This is a genomic window from Streptomyces montanisoli, assembly GCF_017813245.1.
Taxonomy (GTDB): Bacteria; Actinomycetota; Actinomycetes; order Streptomycetales; family Streptomycetaceae; genus Streptomyces; species Streptomyces montanisoli.
The window spans coordinates 1-26,210 of record NZ_JAGIQL010000095.1; the positions used below are offsets into that span (position 1 = coordinate 1).

The following is a 26,210-nucleotide window of genomic DNA, read 5'->3' on the forward strand; positions in this document are numbered from 1 at the left end:
CCGGATCTGCCGGCGCCGAGCGCCGGCCCCGTCCTGACCGCGCTGGGCGACGGCGAGGACGGCGGCGGGCCCGCCACCGGTGACCCCGCGGGCTCGGGCGACGGCGCGCGCACACACACGGGCGCCCAGGCGGAGGCCGACGAGGCGCCGATGGGACTCGCGAAGGCACTCGGGCCGCTCCTCGCCGACCCGGCGCTCGGCACGGCGTCGGGCTCGGTCGTGGACGTGGCGACCGGCAAGCGGCTCTACGCGAAGAACGCGGACCGCCCGATGACGCCCGCGTCGACGGTGAAGCTCGCGACGATGACGGCGGCGCTGTCCGCCGTCGGCCCCGGCCACCGCATCCCGACGACCGTGGTGGCGGACGGCGGCGACGCGGGGCGCATCACCCTGGTGGGCGGCGGCGACCCCAGCCTCGACCGCGCGGCGCTCGGCGCCCTCGCCGACGACACCGCGCGCGCCCTCAAGAAGAAGGGCGTGCACAAGGTCCGCCTCGGTTACGACGTCTCCCTCTACTCGGGGCCGCGCGTTCACCCCATCGGCCGCAACGAGAACATCGCGCCCGTCGTGGCCCTGACGCTCGACGAGGGACGGCTCGACAAGAGCACCGAAGGACCCGCACCCCGCTCCACCGACCCGTCGGGCGACACGGCCAGGGCGTTCGCGCGCCTCCTGCACGCGCGCGGGATCACGGCGTCCACGGCGTCCGCTCCCGCGAAGGCGCCGAAGGACGCAGAGCGCCTGGCCGTCTCCTACTCGGCGCCCGTCTCCGACCTGATCGAGCGTGCGCTGACGGACAGCGACAACGACATCGCCGAGGCGATGGCCCGTCAGACCGCGCTCGCCAAGCACCTGCCGGCGAGCTTCGCGGGCGGCGCGAAGGCCGTGCGCGAGCAGCTCGCGAAGATCGGCATGCCGCTGAAGGGGACGGTCCTCAACGACGGCAGCGGCCTCAACCGCAAGGACAAGGTCACCGCGAACCTGCTGACCTCGCTCCTCACCCGCGACGCCGACCCCGCCCACCCCGAGCTGCGTTCCGTGCTGACCGGCCTGCCCATCGCGGGCTTCCGCGGCACGCTGCTCGGGAGGTACGCGCACGAGGCGCCCGCCGACGGGCTGATCCGCGCGAAGACGGGGACGCTGACGGGCGTGAACACCCTCGCGGGCACGGTCGTCGACGCGAACGGCCGGTTGCTGGCGTTCGCGTTCATGGCGAACAAGACCCCGAACCCCACGACGGCGGAAGCGGCCCTCGACAAGGTCTCCACGGTCCTGCTGCCGTGACGCCTGAGGCGTCTCGGGGTCGCGTCTCAGGGAAGAATCCGGGCGGTCGCACCCCGCCGCACCCGGGCTCGAGCACGTACGGTTGACACATGACGAGCGTCGGTGGTGCCGGGATGGTCGACTGGAATCTCGCGGTGGCGACCGCGACCCGCCTCATGCGTCCGGGTCCCGAGGTGAGCAGGGACGAGGCGCGCGAGATCGTCGCCGAGCTGCGACGGCACGCGAAGGCGGCCGAGGAGCACGTACGCGCGTACACGCGGATGATCCCCGAGGAGCACAGTCCCGCGGACACGCCCGTGCTCGTGGTCGACAGGCCCGGCTGGGTGAAGGCCAATGTGGAGGGTTTCCGCGAGCTGCTCAAGCCGCTGTTCGAGAAGGTGCAGGAGCGGCGCTCGGGCACCCCGGGCGGCGCCGTGCTCGGCGCGGTCGGCGGCAAGGTCACCGGCGTCGAGCTGGGCATGCTGCTGTCGTTCATGGCCTCGCGTGTGCTCGGCCAGTACGAGACGTTCGCGCCCGCCGGGCGCGACCTGCCCGCGGGCGAGGAGCGCGGCGGCAGGCTGCTGCTCGTCGCGCCGAACATCGTCCACGTCGAGCGGGAACTGGACGTGGAGCCGCACGACTTCAGGCTCTGGGTGACGCTCCACGAGGAGACGCACCGCACCCAGTTCACCGGTGTGCCCTGGCTGAACGACCACCTGAAGGGCGAGATCCAGTCCTTCCTCAGCGAGACGGACGTCGACCCGGCGACGATGCTCGAGCGGCTCAGGGAGGCCGCCCAGTCCCTGACGGGCAACCGCCAGGACGGCGCGGAGGGCGAGGAGCGCGAGGAGTCGCCGAGCCTGGTCGAGCTCGTCCAGACGCCGGGCCAGCGCGAGGTGCTCGGCCGCCTGACGGCCGTGATGTCGCTGCTCGAAGGCCACGCGGACTACGTGATGGACGGTGTGGGGCCGCAGGTCGTGCCGAGCGTCGCGGAGATCAGGGAGAAGTTCCAGCAGCGCAGGGCGCGCGGCGCCAGCCGCCTCGACCAGGCGCTGCGCAAGCTCCTCGGCCTCGACGCGAAGCTGCGCCAGTACCGCGACGGTGAGCGGTTCGTGCGCGCCGTCGTCGACGAGGTCGGCATGGACGGCTTCAACCGGGTCTGGACGTCGCCGAACACGCTGCCCACGAAGGCGGAGATCGCCAAGCCGGCCGACTGGATCGCCCGTGTTCACCGGGCGTGAGGCCCTGCCGTATGCCCTGGCGCATGTCTTGGCGTACGGCGGGGCGCTTGGCAGGGGCCGTGGCAGATGTACGCCTCCGCTATCACCCGTCCGAGGGACCGTAAGGGCTGGCTAGGCGTGCGATGCTCGGGTATTGGCTCGGTTCTGTCACCATCGACGCACTCTCAGTGACGAACTCCGTCCCGGTGTGCACACGGGACACGACCGAACCACCCCCCGTAGACATTTTCACGAAGGGCACCGGACATGGGTCCCCATCCTGCGGTCGCGGCGATACGCCTGGCGGTCCGCCGCGTTCTCCACGACATCCTCACCGACCATTCGGCGTTCGCCGTCTCCGGCTCCGCCGCGCGTGGCCACTCCCGCGCGTCCGCCGCCCCGGGCCCGCTGGTCCTCGTCGCCTGCTCGGGCGGCGCCGACTCGATGGGCCTCGCCTCCGCCCTCGCCTTCGAAGCGCCCAAGCTCGGCGTCAGGGCGGGCGGCATCACCGTCGACCACCGCCTGCAGGCTGGGTCCGACATCCGCGCGGCCGAGGTCGTCGCCCGGCTCACCGCGATGCGGCTCGACCCCGTCGAGTCCGTCGCCGTCGACGTCGGCACGGACGGCGGGCCCGAGGCCGCCGCGCGTGACGCGCGCTACGCCGCCCTCGACGCCGCCGCCGAGCGGCACGGCGCCGCCGCCGTACTCCTCGCCCACACCCGCGACGACCAGGCCGAAACCGTCCTCCTCGGCCTCGCGCGCGGCTCGGGCACCCGCTCGCTGTCCGGCATGGCCGCCGTGTCAGGCACGGGCCGCCGCTACCGCCGCCCGTTCCTCCAGCTCGACCGGCAGACCGTGCGCACGGCGTGCCTGACGCAGTCCGTCCCCGTCTGGGACGACCCGCACAACGTGGACCCGGCCTACACGCGCTCGCGCCTGCGCCAGGAGGGCCTGCCCGCCCTGGAGAAGGCGCTCGGCAAGGGTGTCGTGGAGGCCCTGGCCCGTACGGCGCAGCTCTCCCGCGACGACGCGGACGCGCTGGACGCGTGGGCGGCCGACGCCGAGACGTCCGTGCGTGACGACGCGGGGCAGCTGAAGATCGACAAGCTGTTCGCGCTGCCGCCCGCCGTGCGCCGCCGGGTGCTGCGCAAGGCGGCCATCACGGCGGGCGCCCCGGCGGGCTCGCTGTTCGCGCGGCACATCGAGGAGGTGGACCGCCTGATCACGGGCTGGCGCGGCCAGTCGGGCATCAACCTGCCGGGCCGCGTCGAGGCGCTGAGGCAGGGTGGCAGACTGGTCATCCGGCAGGGCTGAACCTGCCTGCGGCGGGGCTGAAGGGTCCTGGCCAGCGGACGCCGGACGACGAAAGTGGAATTGGTGGACGACAAGGACCTGGGCTCCGACCTCCAGTCGGTGCTCATCACCAAAGAAGAGATCGACGCGAAGCTGGCGGAGCTGGCCGCGAAGATCGACGCGGAGTACGCGGGCAAGGATCTGCTCCTGGTCGGAGTGCTCAAGGGCGCCGTGATGGTGATGGCGGACCTGGCCCGCGCGCTGTCCACGCCCGTGACGATGGACTGGATGGCCGTCTCCTCGTACGGCGCGGGCACCCAGTCCTCGGGCGTCGTGCGGATCCTCAAGGACCTGGACACGGACATCAAGGGCAAGCACGTCCTGATCGTCGAGGACATCATCGACTCGGGGCTCACGCTGTCGTGGCTGCTGTCCAACCTGGGCTCGCGCGAGCCGGCCTCGCTCGAGGTCTGCACCCTGCTGCGTAAGCCGGATGCCGCAAAGGTCGCCATCGACGTGAAGTGGATCGGGTTCGACATCCCCAGCGCCTTCGTGGTCGGTTACGGGCTCGACTACGCTGAGAAGTACCGCAACATGCCCTTCGTGGGTACGCTCGCGCCCCACGTCTACGGCGGCTGACCAGGCGGGGGGAGCGCGGCGCTCCCCTCCGCGTGATCCCAGGCCCCCGGGCCCGGCTCCCGTGCGGCTGATGCGCACACATCATGGTTGCCTCGGGAACCACTCCCTGCCTCGCCGCGTTGGAGCAGGGGAAGGCGGGTTTGTCACCAGCACCGTGCGACCGCGATCGCTGATGCTGGGGTACCGTCCGAAGAGCAGTCTCTATCTCACAGCAGCATTTACCTACGGGCAGGAGGGACGGGGCGTCACCGCCTCGTATGGATGGACGTGAAGCGATACTTCCGTGGGCCGGTCATGTGGATCGTGCTGGCCGTCCTCGCCGTGGTCGTGTTGATGAATGTCGTCTCCACGGGAGGCGGCTACAAGACGGTGGACACCGGCCAGGTCGTTCAGGCGATCGACAAGAACCAGGTCGATCAGGTCAAGCTGACCACTGGCGACGATCAAGTCATCAAGGTTGATCTCAAGAGCGGTCAGAAGGTAGCGGGCAGCGACAAGATCCAGGCCAGCTACATCGGCAGCCAGGGGTCGACGCTCGCCAAGGAGCTGCAGCAGAAGTACAACGCCGGGAAGATCGACAAGGGATACACGGTCTCGCCGTCGAAGCAGAGCCCGTTCCTCTCGGTCGTGCTCTCGCTGCTGCCGTTCGTGCTGCTGGTCGTGGTGTTCCTGTTCCTGATGAACCAGATGCAGGGCGGCGGCTCCCGCGTCATGCAGTTCGGGAAGTCCAAGGCCAAGCTCATCACCAAGGACACCCCGAAGACGACGTTCTCCGACGTCGCCGGCTCGGACGAGGCCGTCGAGGAGCTCCAGGAGATCAAGGAGTTCCTCCAGGAGCCGTCGAAGTTCCAGGCCGTCGGCGCCAAGATCCCGAAGGGTGTGCTGCTGTACGGCCCGCCCGGAACGGGCAAGACGCTGCTCGCGCGCGCTGTCGCGGGCGAGGCGGGCGTGCCGTTCTACTCGATCTCGGGTTCCGACTTCGTCGAGATGTTCGTCGGTGTCGGTGCGTCCCGCGTGCGCGACCTGTTCGAGCAGGCGAAGACGAACGCCCCGGCGATCGTGTTCGTCGACGAGATCGACGCCGTCGGCCGGCACCGTGGCGCGGGCCTCGGCGGTGGCCACGACGAGCGCGAGCAGACGCTGAACCAGCTGCTGGTCGAGATGGACGGCTTCGACGTGAAGGGTGGCGTCATCCTGATCGCCGCCACGAACCGGCCCGACATCCTCGACCCCGCACTGCTGCGCCCCGGCCGGTTCGACCGGCAGATCGCCGTCGACCGCCCGGACATGCAGGGCCGTCTGGAGATCCTCAAGGTCCACCAGAAGGGCAAGCCGGTCGCGCCCGACGTCGACCTCGGCGCCGTCGCCCGCCGTACGCCCGGCTTCACCGGCGCGGACCTGGCGAACGTGTTGAACGAGGCGGCGCTGCTGACCGCGCGCAGCGACCAGAAGCTGGTCAACAACCACTTCCTGGACGAGGCGATCGACCGCGTCGTGGCGGGCCCGCAGAAGAAGACCCGGATCATGTCCGAGAAGGAGAAGAAGATCACCGCGTACCACGAGGGCGGACACGCCCTGGTCGCGGCGGCCTCACCGAACTCCGACCCGGTGCACAAGATCACGATCCTCTCCAGAGGCCGTGCACTCGGCTACACGATGGTCCTGCCGGACGAGGACAAGTACTCCACCACGCGCAACGAGATGCTCGACCAGCTCGCTTACATGCTGGGCGGGCGCGCGGCGGAGGAGCTCGTCTTCCACGACCCGACCACCGGTGCTGCCAACGACATCGAGAAGGCCACGTCCACGGCCAAGTCGATGGTCACGCAGTACGGCATGACGGAGCGCCTCGGCGCGATCAAGTTCGGCAACAGCGACAGCGAGCCGTTCCTCGGCCGTGAGATGGGTCACCAGCGCGACTACTCGGAAGAGGTCGCGGCGCTCGTCGACGAAGAGGTCAAGAAGCTCATCGAGACCGCGCACAACGAGGCGTGGGAGATCCTGGTCGAGAACCGGGATGTCCTCGACAACCTCGTGCTGGAGCTGCTGGAGAAGGAGACGCTCGGCAAGGAGCAGATCGCCGAGATCTTCTCCACCGTCGTCAAGCGCCCCATGCGCCCCGCGTGGACGGGCTCCACGCGGCGCACGCCGTCGACGCGCCCGCCGGTGCTCTCGCCGAAGGAGCTCGCGCTGACCAATGGCGCGGCCGGCACCAACGGCAACGGCCCCGCGTCGCTGACGAAGGGCACGGAGTCTCCGACGGAGCAGGTCCCGGAGGAGCGCCCCGACAACTGACGGGTGTGTGACCGGCCACGTCCGGTCCGGAATGTCCGCCGCGCCCCCCAGGTTCTAGGTGTAACGGCCTAGCCTTGGGGGGCGCGGCATTGTCTTGCACAGGAACGAGGAGCACATGACGGACCCGGTGACGCTGGACGGCGAGGGCCCGATCGGCGTATTCGACGAGAAGCGCGCCGAGAACGCCGTGCGCGAACTGCTCATGGCGATAGGCGAGGACCCGGACCGCGAGGGGCTGCGCGCCACCCCGGGCCGGGTGGCGCGGGCGTACAAGGAGATCCTCGCGGGGCTCTGGCAGGAGCCCGAGGACGTCCTGACGACGACGTTCGACCTCGGCCACGACGAGATGGTCCTGGTCAAGGACATCGAGATCGTCTCGCTGTGCGAGCACCACCTGCTGCCGTTCCACGGCGTCGCGCACATCGGCTACATCCCCGCGGAGAGCGGCAAGATCACCGGTCTCTCGAAGCTCGCGCGCCTCGTCGACGTCTACGCGCGGCGCCCGCAGGTGCAGGAGCGGCTGACCACGCAGGTCGCGGACTCCCTGATGCGGATCCTCGAAGCGCGCGGCGCGATCGTGGTGATCGAGGCCGAGCACATGTGCATGTCGGTCCGCGGGATACGCAAGCCGGGGTCGAAGACCATCACGTCCGCGGTGCGGGGACAGCTGCGCAACTCCACCACGCGCGCGGAAGCGATGAGCCTGATCCTCGCGCGCTGAGGCGCCGTGGCGGGGCCGCCTCGGCGAGGGCCGCCTCGGCGAGGGCCGCCTAGGCGCCGGCGCTCGTCCCGTGGTCGTCGTCCTCGTCGTCCGGCAGCTTGCACACCCGCTCCAGGAAGATCGCGGCGGCGATCACACCGACCCCTGCAAGCAGCGAGAACCCGGCGTAGATCGCCTGGTCGCGGCGCGCGGGGATCGACAGCTGGGACAGCAGGAAGACGCACGTACCGCCGTACATGCCCGCCACGAGCGCCGCGACGAGCGCCGCCGCCTGGCCGAAAACCACCGCGCGCGCGGCGACCAGCGGGTCGACGCCCTTCGCCTCGGGCCGGCGCTCGCGCTGGGCGCGCAGGCGCGTGCGGATGGACAGCGCCGTGGCGACGAGGATCACGGCGATGGCGGCCAGCACGATCGGCGCGCCCGCCGGCACGCTCGGCAGATTCCCCAGCGAGTCCCACAGGCGCGCGCCGCCCCACGACAGGACGCCGACGGCCAGGAGGATCCCGGCCAGGACGCCGATCCGCAACTGCCTCACCCGGAAAGCCGCCCTTCGAAGATGTGCCGCAAAGTCAGCCCCGAGCCTAACGGTCTGGTGCGCGATCTATTCGGGGAGACGGAGTTCCAGGTCGGCGCGGACCTCGACGCCGTCCTGGCCGACCGCCGTCAGCAGCTCCGTGACCGCGCCGCGGCCCGGCACCCGCGCCTCGGGGTCGATGTCGTGCCACGGCACGAGGACGAAGGCGCGCTGGTGGGCCCTGGGGTGCGGCAGCGTCAGCACCGGGTCGTCGGAGACGACATCCCCGTAGGCGAGGATGTCGACGTCGATCGTGCGCGGGCCCCACCGCTCGGTGCGTACCCGGTCGAACGCCTCCTCGATGGCCTGGCCGCGCTCGAGCAGCGACGACGGGGGCAGCGTGGTCTTCACGAGGACGACGGCGTTGAAGTACGAGGGCTGGCTGCCCGGCTCGACGCCCCACGGCTCCGTCTCGTAGACGGGCGAGACCGCCTTGACCCGCACGCCGGGGGTGTCCTCCAGCGCGTCCACCGCGCCCTGCAGCGTCTCCAGGCGGTTGCCCAGGTTGGAGCCCAGCGCGAGCACCGCGCGTTTCGGGTTGGAGAGCGTCATGTCCGCCGCGTCCACCTGGGCGATCACGGACGCCGGCACCGGCTGCACGGTGGGGTCGCTCGGTGCCCCGCCCGTGCCGTACGTGTCGTGCTTGCTCATACTCGGCTCCGGGTGATGGTGATGGTGACGTCGTCGAAGGGCACGGTGATGGGTGCGTCCGGCTTGTGGACCGTCACCTCCACCTCCAGCACGCCGTCGTTGCTCAGGCACTGCTGGGCGATGCGCTCCGCCAACGTCTCGATCAGATCGACGGGATCCCCCTCGACGACGGCCACGACCTCCTCGGCCACGATGCCGTAGTGCACGGTCTTCGCGAGATCGTCGTCGGCCGCCGCCGCGGCGGTGTCGAGGCCCAGCACCACGTCCACCACGAACGTCTGGCCCTCTTCCCGCTCATGGGGGAAGACACCGTGGTGCCCGCGGGCCCTGAGGCCGCGCAGCGCGACACGATCCACGCGAATCACTCCTGCTGTCGTCGTTCGTCGGAGGTGCTCGCCCGCGATCCCGCCGCCGCGCACCTTCGTTCGAATCTACCGTCGGGCACTGACAGCACTGGCTCTCGGGGCCCGGGTATGCGGGGGTAGCGGCGCCCATACCCCGTGCCCGGGCCGGCCAACCCCCGTGGGCCGGCGGCCCACTCAGGAGGGTGGTTCGTCGATTCCGTTGTTGTCGTCGCCGCTGCCGTCGCCGTTGTCGCTGTCGTCCGTTTCGGCCAGTACCGGCGACGCGTGGTGCGACCACAGTTTCCAGCCACCGGATGTCCTGCGGAACACGTTCGTCGCGACGACGAGCTGGCCGACCAGCGGCCCGAGCTCCGAGCCCTCCTCGGGCGGCGCCCCGCTGAGGATGTTCTCCGTGCAGGTGACGAGCGCGGTGTCGGCGGCCACCGCGACCGTCACGTCCGTCAGGAAGAACTGGATGTACTCGGTGTTCGCCATGATCAGCGCGTACGAGCGGAGCACCTCGCCGCGGCCCGTCAGCACCGGCCATCCCACGTGCACGCAGGACGGTGTCAGGTCCTCGGAGCCGTCAGCGCCGTCGTCGCCCTCGGAGACCCAGAGCGAGGAGAGGACCTCCAGGTCGCCTCGTTCCATGGCCTCGTAGAACTCGGTGTTCGTGCGCTCCACCAGCTCGCTGTCCGTGGGTGCCGTGCCGCGGTTCTCGGTCATTTCGCCGCCCCCTCGATCGCGCGTGCGACGCGTACCGCGTCGGCTGTGGCCCGTACCTCGTGTACCCGGACGGCCCAGGCGCCGTGCGAGGCGGCGATGGCGGAGACGGCCGCGGTGGCCGCGTCGCGTTCGCGCGCGGGCGGCGGGGCGCCCTCGTCGCCCGCCAGGACGCGGCCGAGGAACCTCTTGCGGGAGGCGGCGACCAGCAGCGGCCTGCCGAGCGCGCGCAGCTCGTCCTGGCGTGCGATGAGCGCGAGGTCGTGCGCGCCCTTCTTCGCGAAGCCGAGGCCGGGGTCGACGATCAGCAGCTCTGGCCTGATCCCGCCGTCGACGACGGCGTCCATCCGTGCCCGCAGCTCGTCGCGGACCTCGGCCACGACGTCGCCGTAGACGGCGCGGCTGTTCATGTTCTCGCTGAAGCCGCGCCAGTGCATGACGACGAAGGGGACGCCGGCCGCGGCGACGGCGGGCACCATCGCCGGGTCGGCGAGGCCGCCGCTCACGTCGTTGACGAGGACGGCGCCCGCGGCGACCGCCCGGTCGGCGACGCTCGCGCGCATGGTGTCCACGGACACGACGACGCCCTCGGAGGCGAGCCCGCGCACCACGGGCAGCACGCGCCGCAGCTCCTCGTCCTCGTCCACGCGGCTGGCGCCGGGCCGGGTCGACTCGCCGCCGACGTCGACCAGGTCGGCGCCCTGCGCGACGAGGTCGAGGCCGCGTTTCACGGCCGCCGTGGTGTCGAAGAACCGCCCGCCGTCGGAGAACGAGTCAGGCGTCACATTGACGACGCCCATGACCGCGCACCGGTCCCATCCGGGCAGCCCCTCGACCGTGCCGCGCCCACTCTGCGTCGTGGTCTCCATGTGCCCACCCTAGAGCGTGGACCTCCGCGCCTCTCCTTGACGTGCGGGGTGCTCAGACCTTCGTGCGGCGGCGGCCCTCGGCCGGTCCCCGCTGGTCGGCGGGGGCTTCGGGGGCGCCGGGGCCCCGCGCGGCCGTGCCGCGTGGCACGTGGACGCACGGCTCGGCTTCCGCCACCCGTGCGAGGCCGCGCACCGGGAGGGTGAGGAACCCCTCGGCCTGCATGGCCGCGAAGCCGATGCGGGGCAGGTCGCGCCCGTTGCGGAAGACCAGGAAGCGGGGGTCCCAGCGTGGCTGGAACTTGGCGTTGAAGCGGTACAGCGACTCGATCTGGAACCACCGCGAGAGGAACACGAGCATGCCGCGCCAGCCCCGCAGCACCGGCCCGGCGCCGAGCCGCTCGCCGCGCGCGAGCACCGAGCGGAACATCGCGAAGTTCAGCGAGGCGCGCCGCACGCCGAGGCCCTCGGCGGCCTGGAGCGTCGCGACGATCAGCAGCTCGTTCAGGCCCGGGTCGGCGGACCTGTCGCGCCGCATCAGGTCGAGCGAGATGCCGTCGGACCCCCACGGCACGAAGTGCAGGACGCCCTTCAGGTCGCCGTACGGCGCCGCCTCCGCGCCGCCGGGCGCTCCGGGCGCGTCGCCGTCCGCCGACGGCGCGGCGCGGTGCGCCGTGGCGATCACCGCGTCGCCGTCCTGCGGGTCGCCGATCCTGCCGAGCGCCATCGAGAAGCCGCGCTCCGTGCCGCTGCCGCGCCAGTCGGCCGCCGCGCGCCTGATGCGATCGAGCTCCTCCTGCGGCACGTCGCGCACACGCCGCACGCGCGTCTCGTACCCCGCGCGCTCCACCCGCTTGACCATCTGCCGCACGTTGCGCATCGCGCGCCCGCCGAGCGAGAAGTCGGCGACCTCGACGACCGCCTCGTCGCCCAGTTCGAGCGCGTCGAGCCCGGTCTCGCGCGTCCAGACCTCGCCGCCCGTCTCGCTGCACCCCATCACGGCGGGGATCCACGAGTGCGCCTCCGCCATCCGCATGAACCGCTCGATCGCGCCCGGCCAGGCCTCCACGTCCCCGATGGGATCCCCGCTCGCGAGCATCACCGCCGAGACGACCCGGTAGCAGACCGCGGCCTTCCCGCTGTCGGAGAAGACGACGCCCTTGTCGCGCCTGAGCGCGAAGTGGCCGAGCGAGTCGCGCCCGCCGTGCCGCGCGAGCAGCTCGCGCAGCCGCCGCTCGTCCTCGTCGGTGAGCCGCGCCACCGGCTGCTCGGGGCGCAGCGCCAGGAAGACGGTGGTCAGCGCGGTGAGCAGGCCGAGCGCGCCCAGCGTGTACGCGACGAGGTCGTCGGTCGGGCCCCGGTAGTCGATGGGTCCCTCGAAGCCGAACAGGCCCCACACGACGTGTTCGAGCCGTTCGTCGAAGCTCGGGATGCCGCGCGTGTGGTGCGGGTGCACGCTGACGACGATCAGGCCGATGCCGATGGACCCGAGAGCCATCGCGACGAAGTTCACCACCGGCGTCCACCGGCCGCGCGGGTCGGGCAGCGCGGCGAACTGCGCCCTGTGCACGATCAGCGGCGCGAGCAGCAGCAGCGAGAGCAGGACGCCGACGAGCGAGTGCCGGTAGCTGAACTGGGCCACGGCCCCGGCGGGCAGCAGGACGACCGCCGCGCGCCAGGCGCGCCGCTTGCGCCGCTTGAGGCCGTGCGCGAGGAACAGCAGCAGCATTCCGACGCTCACGGCCAGCGCGGCGGCGAACGGGCCGACCGCGCCGGGCAGCACCTCGGCGAGCGCGTGCACGCGGCTGTGCCTGAACCGCGGGAAGACACCCGACGCGATGTCTATCAGCGCGATCAGCATGCAGGCGGACCCGATCAGCGAGGGCACGCTCCGGGGCGCGGGCCACGGCGCCCACCGGCGCGCCGCGCGCCGGTCCGCGCCCCCGCCGCGCTGGGTTCCGGCCCCCTTCGTGGTCGCTCCGGCGGACGAGCCGGAGCCCTCCCGTGGAACCGATCCTGATTTGTCCCCATCTACCGGCACAGCCATCGCTTCCCAAAGTCGCCCGGTGATCGTGATGCCAAGGCCTCCGCCACCGTGCGGTGGCCGGGGCCGTATGCGTTTCCTATGACGTGGCTTTGAAGGCGCAGGTTCACCCGTTGGGGAAAGTTCGACAGGAGGGGAACGCACGTCATGGGTCTGACCAGCCATAAAGTCCTGGCCGTCGCCGTCTTCGCGGCGGTGGTCCTGTTCGCGCTCACGGTGTGGCGTTGGCCACATCTGGCGCGGCGGGGGGTGCGGCCGGTGCTCGGCCGCGTAGGACTGCTGTTCGCCACGCAGGTGGCGATCTTCGCGGCCGTCGCCCTGGTGGCGAACCGCTCGTTCCTCTTCTACGCGTCCTGGGACGACCTCTTCGGCCGGGAGACCGGCATGGGGACCGTGCTGGCGCACGACACGAACCCGTCGGGCGTCGTCACGGCCGCGCAGACGCCGATCAGCGCCGGCATACCGCTGGGCGGCCCCGCGTCACGGCGCGGGCTCGTGCGGGAGACCGACATCGCGGGCCCGCGCAGCCACATCGTCAGCGCCGCGTACGTCTACCTGCCGCCGCAGTACTTCCAGCCGCGGTACAAGCACCACCTCTTCCCCGCCGCGATCGTGCTGACCGGCTATCCGGGCGCGGCGAAGGCGCTCGTCTCGCGGCTCGACTACCCGACCGTCGCCAGGGCCCAGGCGGCGGCGCACCGGATGGAGCCGATGGTGCTGGTGATGCTGCGGCCGACCGTGGCGCCGCCGCGTGACACCGAGTGCGTCGACGTGCCGCACGGCCCGCAGACGGAGACGTACTTCGCGCGCGACATCCCCGACGTCATCACGCACTCCTACCGCGTCGGGCCGGGGCTGACTCACTGGGGGATCATCGGGGACTCCACGGGCGGCTACTGCGCCCTCAAGATCGCCATGCACCACCCGCACGACTTCGGTGCTGCCGTGGGGCTCTCCGCGTACTACAAGGCCGCGGAGGACACGACGACGGGCGACCTCTTCCACGGCGACGAGACGCTGCGCCACCAGGCCGACCTGATGTGGATGCTGCACCACGAGAACCCGCCCGGGACGTCGCTGCTCGTGACGACCTCGCGCCACGGCGAGAAGAACCTCGCGTCCACGCAGCGCTTCATCGCGGCCGTGAAGGCGCCCGCGCGCGTGTCGTCGATCATCCTTCCGAGCGGCGGGCACAACTACAACACGTGGAAGCGTGAGATCCCCGCGGCGCTGGTGTGGATGGGCAAGCGGCTGGACTGAGGACGACATCCGCCGGCGGGCCTGCGCCGCTACGGATGGGGGATGTCCTTGGAGTCGAGGGTCTGGTCGATGATCTGGCGCGCACAGTCGGAGACCCGCAGCCGGTGGGTGCGGGCGTAGGCGCGCAGGGCGTGGAAGGCCGTGTCGGGTGTGCTGTTCCAGCGTTCCGCGAGGATGCCCTTGGCCTGCTCGATCGTGATGCGGCTGGTGAGCGCGTACTGGAGCTGCGCCTTCTCCTGCTGTTCCCGGCCGAGGTCGCGCTGTTGCAGGAGCGCGATGGTCGCCACGTCGGCCAGGGCCTGGGCCAGGGAGGAGTCCTGCGACGAGAGCTTCTGCGAACCGTGGTGGAAGAGGTTGAGGGCGCCCACGGCGCGGTCGCGCAGGCGCAGGGGGAACACGTGGCTCGTGTGCAGACCACTCCGCCGGGCCTGGGACGCGAACCGCGGCCAGGCGCTGACCGCGGCACTGTCGTCGAGGTCGATGTTGGTCCGCGCCTTCCCGCTGTGGTAGCACTCCAGGCACGGCCCCTGGTCGTGCTGGAGGGCGAAGAGCTCCAGCATCTCGGTGGTCTCGTCGGAGGCCGCGACCGTGTGCAGAGTGTCCTTCTCGTTGGCGAGGAGGATGCCGGCCGCGGACACGTCGAGCAGCATCACGCAGTGGCCGCACAGCTGCTCGAGGAAGTCGATGAGGTCGAAGTCGTCGATCAGCGAGTCCGCGACCTGCAGGAAGACCGCCGATACCTGCTGCTCGCGGGACATGGAAGTCATCCCCTCGTCTCCTCGGGTGGATCCGGGTCCGGATCGGAATCGGAATCGCCTTCGTCCAGCCGAAGCCGTCGGGACACGATGTCCTGGGCGACGTCGATGATGGACCTGTCATGACTGTAGGTGTAAGCACGCAGCCTCAGCAGTGCCCGTGACAGCGAGACGCTGAGCTGGACGCTGAGCATGCCGGTGGCCTGATGGACGACCTCGCGGTGCAGCCCGCCGTCCATGGGCTCGCCCACCCAGGAATCGACCTGGGCGTCGTCGGCCGCGAGGAACTGGAGGGTGAGGGCGCCGACGAGGGCGATGACGTCGTCCATCTCCTGGCCGTTCATGGCCCCCGACGTGGAGCGCACCGCGGTGAGGAAGCCGAGGGTGATACCGCCCATCACCAGCGGGAGGCAGAAGACGGCCTTGATCGGGAGGTGCGCCATGGCGGGAAGCAGCGCGGGCCAACGGTCCGCGGCCACCTCGGCCACGTCCTGTTCGAGGACCATCCGCCCGGTGCGCAGCACGTCGTGCCCGGGGCCCTCGCCGAGTGTGAACTGCAGGTCCTCGAAGGACGTGCCGACCTCTCCCGAGGACCACAGCTGCTCCGTCGCCTGCCCGTCGGCCTGCCCGTCGAGCGCGAGGGACAGCACGAGGTGGTCCACGCCGAGCACGGCCGCGCAGCCGTCGGTCAGCGCCCCGGGCTGGCCGTGCAGGGTCCGGAGGATCTCGGTCATCTCGGCACTGATCACCGATCGCCGCCTCTCGTCCGGTTTCCAGCCTACGTGAAGGATCATCGCTACAGGACTGAGAGCCTCCCCGGCCCGGCGGGCCGGGAGCCGCGTGGCGGCGCCGTGACCAGTCCCCTGCCCCGGTCACGGCGCCCTCACACTTCCCCGTGGTTACCGGCGGCCCCCAAGGCCGCCGCCGCGCGGGCTTCTCATTGGTCGGTGAGCATGCCGGCGCGAAGCCCGGCGATGATGTCCCGCAGCAGACGCGAGACATGCATCTGGGACACGCCGAGTTCGGCGCCTATCTGCGACTGCGTCATCTCCTGGCCGAAGCGGAGCTGGATGATCCGGCGCTGGCGCGCGTCGAGCCGGTCGAGGAGCGGGGCGAGCGTGTGGAGGTCCTCCACGAGCTCCATGCCCGTGTCCTCCTGTCCGAGCGTCTCGCCGAAGGCGGGAGCGTGGTTGCGGATCCGCCCGGTACCGCTGCCCCTCTCCAGGGGTGCGTCGAGGGACTGGGCGACGTAGCCGTTGGCGGCTCGCAGCCCGTCGGACACCTCGCGCGGGGTGAGGCCGAGGTGGTCCGCGAACTCCGCCACGGTCGGGCGCCGGCCGAGGCGGTCCACCAGCTCGTCCGCCGCCCTGGCCAGGTCGATGCAGCGCTGCTGGAGGTTCCGGGGAACGTGGACGGCCCAGGTGGAGTCCCGGAAGTACCGCCTGATCTCCCCGGAGATGTAGGGAACCGCCAGCGTGGTGAAGTCGACGCCGCGGGAGACGTCGAAGCGGTCGATCGCCTTGATCAGGCCGATCTGGCCCACCTGCACGATGTCGTCCATCTGGCCGCCGCCCCGGTTGCGGAACCGGCGCGCGACGAACCTCACCAGGGAGTCGTTCATCTCGATCAGCGTGTTCCGGGCGTACTGGTACTCGGGCGAGCCCTCCTCCAGCTCGGTGAGCCGCACCAGGAACAGCCTCGTCAGCTCGCGGGCGTCGCGCGGGGCGACCCTCGTGGGTTCCGCGATCAGGGGCAGCCCGCCCGTACCCGGGTCCGCCTCCGATCCGCGGCGGTGGGGGCCGGGGACGGGGAACGCGACGGCTCTGTGCGGTACGGCGATGTCGTCACTGACGTCCCTCCCGCGTCGCGGTACGAACGGGAGGGACGGGCCGCCCTTCGTCGAACGTGTTCGCCCTGTGCAGGAGCGAACGCAGTCTGTCGGCCACCGAGGCCGCCGACGCACCGGTGAGCGATGCCGCTTGCCGATAGGTCAGCTCCCCGAACATGACGAGCCCCAGAACGGTCTTCTCGTGAAGTGAGAGCGGAATCGTGGAGGCGTGGCGGCGTTCCGGACGGTCCAGGTGACCGCTGCGGCCCGCGGTGCTCCGGCGATGGCCGAGCAGCAGCCGCGAGGTGAGCAGGCGGCGCTCCGCTCCCGTGTCGGCGGGCCTGCCCACTCGCGCGGCCGCCCCCCAGGCCAACGTCGTGACCAGCGCCTCTTCGGCCTGGCCCGCATCCTGGTACAGGAAAAGCGCGAACGAGTAGAGGGCCTCCGCGTGCCGTCCGTAGAGATCGGATGCGTGACGGCGGGTCTCCGTCGCTTCCCGGTCCGCCCGCGTGCCCTTCGCTATGTCCTCGACGGCGCGTGTGTCCGGAGAGTTCTGCTTCATGCTCATCACCTCAGCGGCCGTGACATCAGGGTCGCCGGGGACTGGGGCGCTTTGAGCACCCTAGTCCGCCTCTGCCCCGATGGCCAGCGTCGTGGGAGGGGAGCAGCAGGAGCGGAGGCCGCCCGGTGCGGGACCGGCGGTCCGATGGCGGGGCCCGTCGGGCTCGCCGTGAAGGTCCGGAAAACGGACCGGCGAAATTGCCGCTCCTTACACCCGTTCGGCGCAATCGCGCGGTAAATTTCGCGCCATGCCACGTGGACGCCACCGCCATTCCCCGCCCCTCCACAAGATCCTCCCCCCGCTGTCCGTCGCGGCGGCCGCCGTCGTGTGCGCGGGGGGCGCCTGGGCGTTCGCGGATCCGCTCGTCCTGCGGGGGCTCGCCGCCGTGGCCGGGGTCGCGGCGGTGACGGGCGCGGCCTTCATGCGCGGCTGGGACCGCGAGGCGGGTCGCAGGGTCGCGGATCTGACGCGCGCGCGGGAGAGCGACCAGTGGAAGACCGACGAGCGCGTCGCCGAACTGGAGGCCGACGTCGACGAGGCGCGCGGTATCCGCACGAAGCTGGAGGGCAAGCTGCGGGCCAAGCGCGTCGAACTGGCCCGACTGCGGGGCGAGCACGCGGCGCTGCTGCGCCGGTACGCGACGGCGGAGACGGAGCGCGCGAGCGCACTCGAAGGGCGCCGCAGGCTGGCCATCGAGGCCGCGGTGGAGCCGAGGGCGCTGGCCGCGGGCGGTGTGCCGACGCCGTCCGCCTTCCTGATGGCGAGCAAGGCGCTCGACGAACTCGCCGCGAACAGCGCGCGCCAGGCGGCGCTATCCGCCCGGTCGGCACTCCCCGCACCGGCCGCGCGGCGCGCGCTGGGTGGCGGTGCGCGGCCGGCGGCGGCGGAGGACGAGGCCGAGGCAGAGGCCCCGCGTCCCGCGCTGCCCGCGCGGCGTGCCGCGACGCCGTCCGCGATCGTCCCGTACGCGCGGCGTACGCAGCACCGCCCTGAGCAGCGCTCGGGCGGCGGCTTCGACTTCTTCGGCGCCCAGCACGGGGGTGCCCAGCACGGCGGGACGCGCCACGACGGGACGCGCCACGAGGGCGCGCGGGACGGTGGCAGGGAGCACGAGGAGCATCGGGCCGCCGGGGACGCGCCGGAACAGGTGCGCGCCGAGCCTGAGGCCACCGAGCCCGAGGTCATCGAGTCCGCGGTCATCGACCTGACCGAGCACGACGACACGGAGCAGCTCGAAGTGGGCGGCCTGCGCAGCGCGCTGGGCTCCTGAGCACCGCCGCCGGCCCGCTGAGCGGGGCTACTTGTCGATGTCCCCGACGACGAAGAACAGCGAGCCGAGGATGGCGACCATGTCGGCGACCTGGGTGCCGGGCAGCAGCTCGGTGAGCGCCTGGATGTTGTTGAAGGACGCGGAGCGCAACTTCAGCCGGTAGGGCGTCTTCTCGCCCCTCGACACCAGGTAGTAGCCGTTGACCCCGAGGGGGTTCTCCGTCCAGGCGTACGTGTGGCCCTCGGGCGCCTTGAGCACCTTGGGCAGCCGCTGGTTGATCGGGCCCGGCGCGAGTCCCGCCAGCCGGTCGAGGCACGCGTCCGCCAGCGCGAGGGCGTTGTGCGTCTGTTCGAGCAGGCACTCGAAGCGCGCCAGGCAGTCGCCCTCATCGCGCGTCACCACCGTGAGGGCGCCTTGCAGTTCGCCGTACGCGAGGTAGGGCTCGTCGCGGCGCAGGTCGAAGTCGACGCCGGACGCGCGCGCGATGGGCCCCGTCACCCCGTACGCGTGCACGGTGTCCGGCGCGAGGTAACCGACCCCGCGCGTGCGTCCGCGAAAGATCTCGTTGCCGAGCACGAGCCGGTCGTACACGTCCATCCGGGACCGCACGGAGGCGACCGCGTGCCGCGCGCGGCCCGCCCAGCCGGCCGGCAGGTCCTCCTTGAGGCCGCCGACACGGTTGAACATGTAGTGCATGCGGCCCCCGGAGACCTCCTCCATCACGTTCTGGAGCTCCTCGCGCTCCCTGAAGGCGTGGAAGACGGGCGTGATGCCGCCGAGTTCCAGCGGGTACGAGCCGAGGAACATCAGGTGGTTGAGTACCCGGTTCAACTCGGCGAGCAGCGTGCGCGTCCACACGGCGCGCTCCGGGACCTCCATGCCAAGCATCCGCTCGACGGCCAGCACGACGCCCAGCTCGTTGGAGAAGGCCGACAGCCAGTCGTGCCGGTTGGCGAGCATGATGATCTGCCGGTAGTCGCGTGCTTCGAAGAGCTTCTCGGCGCCACGGTGCATGTATCCGATGACGGGTTCCGCGCGCCTGATGACCTCGCCGTCGAGCACGAGCCGCAGCCGCAGCACGCCGTGCGTCGACGGGTGCTGGGGTCCGATGTTGAGCACCATGTCGGTGCTCTCCGCACCGCCACCGACGGAGACGGTGGTGCTGGCGCCGGCGCTGTCCGTCATGCGCTCAGTCTCGCAGAGGACCGGGGGCCCGAGGATCGCGGCCGTACGGCGGTCGGCCGGCGAGCCGCTCGATACCGGCCGGGTCCAAGTCGGCCAGGTCCACGCCGGCCAGGTCCACGCCGGCCAGGCCCATGTCGGTCAGGTCCACGCCGACCGGGTCGAGCAGCCAGGTGAAGTCGCCGAGGCCGCCGCGCGCGGTCAGCTCAGCGGCCTCGCCCGCGCCCGACAGGGCCCGCACGTAGGCGGCGGGGTCGGTGGTGGCGAGGGTGAGCGGCGGGCGCGCGCCCGAGACGCCCAGGGCGCGCAGCGCCGTCCGCTGGGGCACGCGCGTGGCATGCGGGGCGACGGCGTCCATGGCGACGTGAGACGTCAGGTCGCAGCTTCCGTCCGGCACGGGGCGCACCTGGTGGCCCTCCCTGAACCCGGTGAGGGTGCCGAGCGGCGGGCGGGACGCGCGCGTGTGCCCGTAATCGACCGCGACGGCGAGCCCGCGCGCCAGCGAGCCGGCCGCACGGCGCCACGCCTCGTCGCGCGGGGCGCCGATCTCCGCGCGCGTGCCCGGTGCCGCGCCGGCGATCGGCCACCACCGCGCCAGCCAGGCGGCGTCCTCCCCGGCCACCTCGGCGCCCGGCTCCTCCGTGCCGTCCGCGTGGACGCGTACGTACCTGGGCACGCCGTCCGCGCCGGTCTCGGCGACGTCCACGGGCACGTTGTCCAGCCACTCGTTGGCGAAGAGCAGCCCGGTGACGCCGTCGGGCGGTTTTGGAAGCCACGTCACGCGCGGGTCGAGCCCGGCGGGCTGCGGCGCGCGCTCCACCGCGTACACGGGGACGGACAGGGACGGGTGCGCGGTGGCCGCCGCGTCGGCCACCGCCGTGGCCAGCTCTCCGCTTCCCGCGGCCATGTCCACGAACGCCACCTCGCGCGTGTTCAGCGCGCCGGCCGTCGCCGCGAGCAGCCGCGTCACCGCCGCCGCGAACAGGGCGGAGTGCCCGGAGACATGCACGGAGGTGCGGAAGTGGGCCGCGGGGCGGGTGCGCAGGTAGAAGCCGTCCCGCCCGTACAGGGCGCACTCCGTCGCCTCGCGCCAGCCCCGCGCGCCCTCTTGACTTCTCTCCCTCGCCACGGGCCAAGTCTCCACCTTGGGGAGTACGCTTCCGCCGACCGGATCGGCCCTCCGGTTGACCCTCTCGCCTTGTCCGCCTGCCTACGCTGGGTTACGTGCAGCGCCTCTACGATTTCCTCCGCAGACACCCCACGGGCGTCGACAGCTTCTTCGCTGTCGTGCTCCTCGGGCTGTCTTCGGCATGGGCGCTCAACGAGTCGTTCGGCGCGGGCCCCCGGCTGATGTGCCTGTTCGTGGGGGTCGCGTTCAGCGTGGTCGTCGCGGCGCGCAGGAGGGCGCCCGAGGCGATGCTGGTGCTCGCCGCCGTGCTGGGCGTCGCGCAGCTCGTGCTCGGCGTGCGGCCGGGCGTGCCGGACTTCGGGATGCTCGTCGCGATCTACACGGTCGCCGCGCGGGGCGGGCGCCCCTGGGCGTCGCGGCTCGCGCTCGTCGGGGGGATCGCCGCGGCTCCCGTCGCGCAGCTGCGCTGGCCCATGCAGGACGTCAGCACGGGTGGCCGCTTCTTCCTCACGCTCGTCCTCGTGGTGCCGTTCGTGCTCGCGTGGGTGCTGGGTGACTCCATGCGCACCAGGCGTGCGTACTTCGACCAGCTGATGGAGCGCGCGACGCGGCTGGAGAAGGAGCGCGAGGCGCAGGCGAAGGTCGCCGTCGCGGCGGAACGCGCCCGCATCGCGCGCGAGCTGCACGACGTGGTCGCGCACAACGTCTCCGTGATGGTGGTCCAGGCCGACGGCGCCGCCTACGTGCTGGACGCGGCGCCCGACCAGGCCAAGGAGGCGCTGCAGACCATCTCGGGCACGGGCAGGCAGGCACTCGCCGAGATGCGCAGGCTGCTGGGCGTGCTGCGCAGCGAGGACGGCAAGGAGAGCGGCGAGTATGTGCCGCAGCCCGACGTCGAGCAGATCGAGGTGCTGGTCGAGCAGGTGCGGCAGGCCGGGATCACCGTCGACTTCAAGGTCGAGGGCACGCCGCGGCCGCTGCCGAGCGGCGTCGAGCTGACCGCGTACCGGATCGTGCAGGAGGCGCTCACCAACAGCCGCAAGCACGGCGGCCCCGATGTCGGCACGAGCGTCAGGCTCGTCTACTTCGACGACGGCCTCGGGCTGCTCGTGGAGGACGACGGCCGGGGCGTCGCGCAGGTGATGCAGGAGGACCGGGGCGCCGACGGGCACGGCCAGGGGCTGATCGGCATGCGCGAACGCGTCGGTATGGTCGGCGGCACGCTGGACGCCGGGCCGAGGCCCGGCGGCGGGTTCCGTATCAGCGCGCTGCTGCCGCTGAAGGCCGCAGGGTGAGCGCCGTGACTGCCGCACGCGCGGGCCGCGCCCGCACAGCACACACACGACCACTCGAAGTGACGCGCGTGCAGACGCCCGTCAGGAACTGGGGAAGCCGCTGATGTCGCAGACGCCGATCCGTGTGTTGCTCGTCGACGACCAGGTACTCCTGCGCACCGGCTTCCGCATGGTGCTCGCCGCACAGCCCGACATGGAGGTCGTGGCGGAGGCAGGCGACGGCGCGGAGGCGATCGACATCCTGCGCGCCACCAAGGCCGACGTCGTCCTGATGGACGTCCGCATGCCGCGCCTCGACGGCGTCGAGGCCACGCGCCGCATCTGCGCGGCGGGGGCCGACGCGCCGAAGGTGCTCATCCTGACGACGTTCGACCTCGACGAGTACGCGTTCTCCGGGCTCAAGGCGGGGGCGAGCGGCTTCATGCTGAAGGACGTGCCGCCCGGCGAGCTGCTGAACGCGATCCGCGCGGTGCACAGCGGCGACGCGGTGGTCGCGCCGTCCACCACGCGCCGCCTGCTCGACCGCTTCTCGCCGATGCTGCCGAGCGGCACGCCGGAGCCGCAGGGTGGCGAGGTCGGACGGCTGACCGAGCGCGAGCGCGAGGTGATGCTGCTGGTCGCGCAGGGGCTGTCGAACGGGGAGATCGCGGGCCGGCTGTTCGTCTCCGAGGCGACGGTCAAGACGCACGTGGGCCGCATCCTCACGAAGCTAGGCCTGCGCGACCGCGTCCAGGTCGTCGTACTCGCCTACGAAACGGGCCTGGTCCGCGCAGGCGGCGGCGCGGCCTGACCCGGGACGACAGGCCGCGCCCGCCCGGCTTCGCCCGCCCCGGGCCCGGCCTCGCCGGGCCGCTTCCGGTACGCGCCGCGACCCGCGCCCGGACGGGGGCCAAGCTTCAGCGGCCGCGTACCTGCGTACCTGCGCAAGCGCTGGCGCCCCGGGGCGCCAGCGCCTGGGCGGCACCGGGCCACTGCCGGGGCCTGCCTCGCCCAGCTTCGATGAAAGCCGACCGGTGCCGGTGCGCGCTACGGTCGCGCGCCTGCGCAGGTGCTGGGGCGGTCCGTCGGCGCCAGGGCCCGGACGGCGCCGGGGGCGATGGCGGTACGCGCCGTGACCCGGGCCCGGACGGCGCCGGGACGCGCTGCGGCCCAGGCCCGGGTCGGGACGGGCGTCCCACGTCCGTACGCGCGCGGGGCGTACCGGCCCGAAGAGGGCGGGCGCCCCGCGCAGGGGTTACGCCCGCGGGAGGCGGGACGCGAAGTCGGTGGCCGCCGCGTGGACGTCCTCGTGTGTCCACTCCAGCGCCGGCGCGCCCAGTGACACCTCCGTCATCGACAGGCCCGGCGCGGCTCCCGCGCGGTTCCAGATGCCGAACAGCGCGACCCCCGTCTCCTCCGCCTGGCTGACCGCCGCCTCGGTCAGGACGTCCGCGTCGAAGGGGAGCCACACCTGGAACTCCTGCGTGTGCGGCGGGTCCGGGTGCACCCGGAACCACGGCACACCGGGAGAGGCGGCGAACGCCTCGCCGATCGCGGTGGCGACCACGCGCGCGTGTGCCACGTACGACGGCAGCTCGGGCAGTACGCGGTCGAGGCCCGCCAGTGCGGAGAGCGCGGTGGGGAACTGCTGGAAGAGGTTGCCCCCGTAGCGGTGGCGCCAGGAGCGTGCCTCGGCGATCAGGTCGGTGGGGCCGGCCAGCGCGGCGCCCGAGAGGCCCCTGAGGGACTTGTAGAAGGACACGTAGACGCTGTCCGCGAGGCCCGCGACCTCTGTAAGAGGGCGGCCGAAGTGCGTGGCCGACTCCCACAGGCGCGCGCCGTCGAAGTGCACGGCGGCGTCGCGTTCGCGTGCCGCGTCGACGAGGGCGGTCAGCTCGTCCCAGGACGGCAGCAGGAACCCGGCGTCGCGCAGCGGCAGCTCCAGCATCAGCGTGCCGAAGGGCTCGCCGAGGCCGCGGACCTCGTCGGCGGTGAAGTGGCGGGGCTCGGTCGTGGGGTGGACGGTGCGCAGCCCGGTGAGGACGGTGAGCGCGTCCTCCTCGTGCATCTCGGGGTGCGCGAGCGGGTGCAGCGCGACGGTGGAGTTGCCCGTGCGCCCGGCCCAGCAGCGCAGGGCGGCCTGCTGCGCCATGGTCCCGGTCGGGAAGAACGCGGCGGCGGGGAAGCCGAGCAGCCCTGCCACCCGCTGCTCCAGCGCCTCGACCACGCCGTCGCCGTAGATGTCGGCGCGTTCGTCCAGGTCGTGGACGTCGCCCGCGGTCCGCGTGAGCTCCGCGAGCCGGTCCCGCAGCGTGCTGGAGAAGCCGTCGCGCAGGGTCCTGCGCGCGCCCCCGAGCGCCGCCCGCCTGCGCGCGCGTGCGGCGCGTTTCTCGTCCTCCGCGGAGGGCCCGGAAGGGGCCTCTGCCTGCTGTTCCTCGTCTGCCATGAGGCGCATCATCACCTGCGGGGGAGGCCCTGGCCAAGGGTTTTCCACAGCCTGAGGACAGCCGGGGACGGCGGATCCCGCTGGCGTAGCATGGCCGGGAAACGTCCGGTACCCACCGCGGACTGGAACGGAAGGCACCTCGCGTGACAGCCACACCACCTCCTGGCACCCCTGACCCGAAGGACCGCCCCGCCCGCCTGACGGTGGGTGTCGTCGGCGCGGGCCGCGTGGGCCCCGCGCTCGCCGCGTCGCTCGCCATGGCGGGGCACCGGCCCGTCGCCGTGTCCGGGGTGTCCGACGCGTCCCGCCGCCGTGCGGCCGAGATGCTGCCCGACATCCCCGTCGTCACCCCTGCCGACGTGCTCGCCCGGGCCGAGCTGATCCTGCTGACCGTGCCGGACGACGCGCTGCCCGGCCTCGTCGAGGGCCTGGTGGAGACCGGCGCCGTACGGCCGGGGCAGCTGCTCGTGCACACCTCGGGCCGGTACGGCGCCCGGGTGCTCGACCCCGCGCTGCGCGCGGGCGCGCTGCCGCTCGCGCTGCACCCCGCCATGACGTTCACCGGCACGTCCGTGGACGTGCAGCGCCTCGCGGGCTGCTCGTTCGGCGTGACGGCCCCCGAGGAGCTGAGGCTCGCGGCCGAGGCGCTCGTCATCGAGATGGGCGGCGAGCCCGAGTGGATCGCGGAGGAGTCGCGCCCGCTGTACCACGCGGCGCTGGCCATCGGCTCGAACCACCTGGTCACCCTGGTCGCCCAGGCCATGGAGCTGCTGCGGACGGCCGGAGTCTCCGCGCCCGACAAGATGCTCGGCCCGCTGCTCGGCGCCGCCCTGGACAACGCCCTGCGGTCGGGGGACGCGGCGCTGACGGGCCCCGTCGCGCGCGGTGACGCGGGCACCGTCGCGGCACACGTGGCGGAGTTGCGCAGGCACGCGCCTGCCGCCGTGGCCGGATATCTGGCGATGGCGCGCACGACGGCGGACCGCGCGCTGGCGGGCGGCCTGCTCAAGGCGGAACTGGCGGAGGACCTGCTGGGGGTCCTCGCGGACGGCGGGGGCGCGGCGAACGGTGGCCCCGCCGCGAACGGCGGCCCCGTGGACGGGAGCGCGTCATGAGCGCCGGACGAACGGCTCCCGGCGGCAGCGAGGCCGCGGGGGCGCACGCCGGCGCCGACGGCGCGCGCGCCTTCGAGCCGGCGTTCACCAAGGACGACCTCGACCGGCTGCTCAAGCGGCGCGGCCCGGGCGCACCCGTCGCCGTCGTGATGACGATGGGCGCGCTCCACGAGGGGCACGCGACGCTCATACGCGCGGCGCGCGCCCGGGTGGGCCGCGACGGATTCGTGATCGTGACGGTCTTCGTCAACCCGCTGCAGTTCGGCGCGGGGGAGGACCTGGACCGCTATCCGCGCACCCTGGAGGCGGACCTCGCCGCCGCGCGCGCCGCCGGCGCCGACACCGTCTTCGCGCCGTCGGCCGGCGAGGTGTACCCGGGCGGCGACCCGCAGGTGACCATCGCCGCCGGGCCCATGGGCGGCCGCTACGAGGGCGCCTCGCGGCCGGGCCACTTCGACGGGATGCTCACCGTCGTCGCCAAGCTCCTCCACCTCACGGGCCCCGACCTCGCGTTCTTCGGGCAGAAGGACGCCCAGCAGATCGCACTCGTGCGCCGGATGGTCCGCGACCTGAACTTCCCGGTGGAGATCGTCGGCGTGGAGACCGTACGGGAGGACGACGGGCTCGCGCTCTCCAGCCGCAACCGCTACCTGACCGAAGACGACCGGCGCACCGCGCTGCTGCTGTCGCGCGCGCTGTCCGCCGCGCAGGACCGGCTGGGCGCGCAGCACGCGCTGCGTGCAGATCGGAGGGGCT

At 72.5% G+C, this 26,210-nt stretch carries 25 protein-coding genes; 12 read left to right on the forward strand and 13 right to left on the reverse strand.

Annotation, left to right across the window (positions count from 1 at the left end; all coding sequences use genetic code 11):
• The 6 genes from dacB to folE all read left to right on the forward strand — a co-directional run.
• Positions 1-1,284 (forward strand): D-alanyl-D-alanine carboxypeptidase/D-alanyl-D-alanine endopeptidase (dacB, locus tag JFN87_RS21210; RefSeq protein ID WP_209342248.1); only part of this gene is annotated, 1,284 nt, incomplete at its 5' end.
• Positions 1,285-1,373: 89 nt separating this feature from the next.
• Positions 1,374-2,504 (forward strand): Rv3626c family coenzyme F420 biosynthesis-associated protein, encoded by a 1,131-nt coding sequence (locus tag JFN87_RS21215; RefSeq protein ID WP_209342249.1) that lies wholly within the window; start codon positions 1,374-1,376, stop codon positions 2,502-2,504.
• 246 nt (positions 2,505-2,750) lie between these two features.
• Positions 2,751-3,797 (forward strand): tRNA lysidine(34) synthetase TilS, encoded by a 1,047-nt coding sequence (gene tilS / locus JFN87_RS21220; RefSeq protein WP_209342250.1) that lies wholly within the window; start codon positions 2,751-2,753, stop codon positions 3,795-3,797.
• Positions 3,798-3,860: 63 nt separating this feature from the next.
• Complete coding sequence (gene hpt, locus JFN87_RS21225) at positions 3,861-4,415, forward strand: hypoxanthine phosphoribosyltransferase (protein ID WP_209342251.1); 555 nt, start codon at positions 3,861-3,863, stop codon at positions 4,413-4,415.
• 261 nt (positions 4,416-4,676) lie between these two features.
• On the forward strand, positions 4,677-6,710 hold the full coding sequence (gene ftsH / locus JFN87_RS21230) for an ATP-dependent zinc metalloprotease FtsH (protein ID WP_209342253.1): 2,034 nt from the start codon (positions 4,677-4,679) through the stop codon (positions 6,708-6,710).
• Between the two features lie 115 nt (positions 6,711-6,825).
• On the forward strand, positions 6,826-7,431 hold the full coding sequence (folE, locus tag JFN87_RS21235; RefSeq protein ID WP_209342255.1) for a GTP cyclohydrolase I FolE: 606 nt from the start codon (positions 6,826-6,828) through the stop codon (positions 7,429-7,431).
• Between the two features lie 49 nt (positions 7,432-7,480).
• Here the strand turns inward: folE and JFN87_RS21240 are convergent, their stop codons facing one another.
• The 6 genes from JFN87_RS21240 to JFN87_RS21265 form a co-directional block, all read right to left on the reverse strand.
• Positions 7,481-7,966, reverse strand: coding sequence for a DUF3180 domain-containing protein (locus tag JFN87_RS21240; protein ID WP_209342257.1), 486 nt, complete (start codon positions 7,964-7,966; stop codon positions 7,481-7,483).
• A 66-nt stretch (positions 7,967-8,032) separates the two neighbouring features.
• On the reverse strand, positions 8,033-8,656 hold the full coding sequence (gene folK / locus JFN87_RS21245; protein WP_209342259.1) for a 2-amino-4-hydroxy-6-hydroxymethyldihydropteridine diphosphokinase: 624 nt from the start codon (positions 8,654-8,656) through the stop codon (positions 8,033-8,035).
• Positions 8,653-9,012: a dihydroneopterin aldolase gene (folB, locus tag JFN87_RS21250; RefSeq protein WP_209342261.1), complete on the reverse strand. Its 360-nt coding sequence runs from the start codon at positions 9,010-9,012 to the stop codon at positions 8,653-8,655. Before folB ends, folK begins: the two co-directional genes overlap by 4 nt.
• A 183-nt stretch (positions 9,013-9,195) precedes the next feature.
• Complete coding sequence (locus JFN87_RS21255; protein ID WP_209342263.1) at positions 9,196-9,726, reverse strand: nuclear transport factor 2 family protein; 531 nt, start codon at positions 9,724-9,726, stop codon at positions 9,196-9,198.
• A complete protein-coding gene (folP, locus tag JFN87_RS21260) occupies positions 9,723-10,592 on the reverse strand; it encodes a dihydropteroate synthase (protein WP_209342265.1) in 870 nt (289 codons plus the stop codon). Before folP ends, JFN87_RS21255 begins: the two co-directional genes overlap by 4 nt.
• A gap of 52 nt (positions 10,593-10,644) precedes the next feature.
• Positions 10,645-12,636, reverse strand: coding sequence for a phosphatidylglycerol lysyltransferase domain-containing protein (locus JFN87_RS21265; protein ID WP_209342267.1), 1,992 nt, complete (start codon positions 12,634-12,636; stop codon positions 10,645-10,647).
• Positions 12,637-12,780: 144 nt separating this feature from the next.
• On the opposite strand from JFN87_RS21265, the gene JFN87_RS21270 reads away from it, so the two are divergent.
• Positions 12,781-13,893, forward strand: a complete 1,113-nt coding sequence (locus JFN87_RS21270; RefSeq protein ID WP_209342269.1) for an alpha/beta hydrolase — start codon at positions 12,781-12,783, stop codon at positions 13,891-13,893.
• 29 nt (positions 13,894-13,922) lie between these two features.
• Here JFN87_RS21270 and JFN87_RS21275 read toward each other — a convergent pair whose 3' ends face one another.
• From JFN87_RS21275 to JFN87_RS21290, 4 genes are all read right to left on the reverse strand, one after another.
• Positions 13,923-14,660, reverse strand: a complete 738-nt coding sequence (locus JFN87_RS21275) for a GAF and ANTAR domain-containing protein (RefSeq protein ID WP_209342274.1) — start codon at positions 14,658-14,660, stop codon at positions 13,923-13,925.
• On the reverse strand, positions 14,657-15,382 hold the full coding sequence (locus JFN87_RS21280; protein WP_209342276.1) for a GAF and ANTAR domain-containing protein: 726 nt from the start codon (positions 15,380-15,382) through the stop codon (positions 14,657-14,659). Before JFN87_RS21280 ends, JFN87_RS21275 begins: the two co-directional genes overlap by 4 nt.
• A 203-nt stretch (positions 15,383-15,585) precedes the next feature.
• On the reverse strand, positions 15,586-16,488 hold the full coding sequence (locus tag JFN87_RS21285) for a SigB/SigF/SigG family RNA polymerase sigma factor (RefSeq protein WP_209342292.1): 903 nt from the start codon (positions 16,486-16,488) through the stop codon (positions 15,586-15,588).
• A 4-nt stretch (positions 16,489-16,492) separates the two neighbouring features.
• On the reverse strand, positions 16,493-17,038 hold the full coding sequence (locus JFN87_RS21290) for an RNA polymerase sigma factor (protein ID WP_209342277.1): 546 nt from the start codon (positions 17,036-17,038) through the stop codon (positions 16,493-16,495).
• Positions 17,039-17,285: 247 nt separating this feature from the next.
• Between JFN87_RS21290 and JFN87_RS21295 the strand changes: the two genes are divergently transcribed.
• Positions 17,286-18,308: a coiled-coil domain-containing protein gene (locus tag JFN87_RS21295; protein WP_209342278.1), complete on the forward strand. Its 1,023-nt coding sequence runs from the start codon at positions 17,286-17,288 to the stop codon at positions 18,306-18,308.
• Positions 18,309-18,335: 27 nt separating this feature from the next.
• Here JFN87_RS21295 and JFN87_RS21300 read toward each other — a convergent pair whose 3' ends face one another.
• On the reverse strand, positions 18,336-19,493 hold the full coding sequence (locus tag JFN87_RS21300; protein WP_209342279.1) for an NADH-quinone oxidoreductase subunit D: 1,158 nt from the start codon (positions 19,491-19,493) through the stop codon (positions 18,336-18,338).
• A 4-nt stretch (positions 19,494-19,497) separates the two neighbouring features.
• Positions 19,498-20,619: an SAM-dependent methyltransferase gene (locus JFN87_RS21305; RefSeq protein WP_209342280.1), complete on the reverse strand. Its 1,122-nt coding sequence runs from the start codon at positions 20,617-20,619 to the stop codon at positions 19,498-19,500.
• A gap of 95 nt (positions 20,620-20,714) precedes the next feature.
• Between JFN87_RS21305 and JFN87_RS21310 the strand changes: the two genes are divergently transcribed.
• Both JFN87_RS21310 and JFN87_RS21315 read left to right on the forward strand, forming a co-directional pair.
• Positions 20,715-21,914 carry a sensor histidine kinase gene (locus tag JFN87_RS21310; RefSeq protein ID WP_209342281.1) on the forward strand — a complete coding sequence of 400 codons (1,200 nt, stop codon included), beginning with the start codon at positions 20,715-20,717 and terminating at the stop codon, positions 21,912-21,914.
• Positions 21,915-22,017: 103 nt separating this feature from the next.
• Positions 22,018-22,704: a response regulator gene (locus tag JFN87_RS21315; RefSeq protein ID WP_209342282.1), complete on the forward strand. Its 687-nt coding sequence runs from the start codon at positions 22,018-22,020 to the stop codon at positions 22,702-22,704.
• Between the two features lie 444 nt (positions 22,705-23,148).
• Here the strand turns inward: JFN87_RS21315 and JFN87_RS21320 are convergent, their stop codons facing one another.
• Positions 23,149-24,339 (reverse strand): threonine aldolase family protein, encoded by a 1,191-nt coding sequence (locus JFN87_RS21320; protein ID WP_245180715.1) that lies wholly within the window; start codon positions 24,337-24,339, stop codon positions 23,149-23,151.
• A 143-nt stretch (positions 24,340-24,482) separates the two neighbouring features.
• On the opposite strand from JFN87_RS21320, the gene JFN87_RS21325 reads away from it, so the two are divergent.
• Positions 24,483-25,454 (forward strand): Rossmann-like and DUF2520 domain-containing protein, encoded by a 972-nt coding sequence (locus tag JFN87_RS21325; RefSeq protein WP_209342288.1) that lies wholly within the window; start codon positions 24,483-24,485, stop codon positions 25,452-25,454.
• Positions 25,451-26,210, forward strand: a 760-nt coding sequence (gene panC, locus JFN87_RS21330; RefSeq protein ID WP_209342290.1) for a pantoate--beta-alanine ligase, incomplete at its 3' end; no start/stop codon positions are given. The genes JFN87_RS21325 and panC, both read left to right, overlap by 4 nt.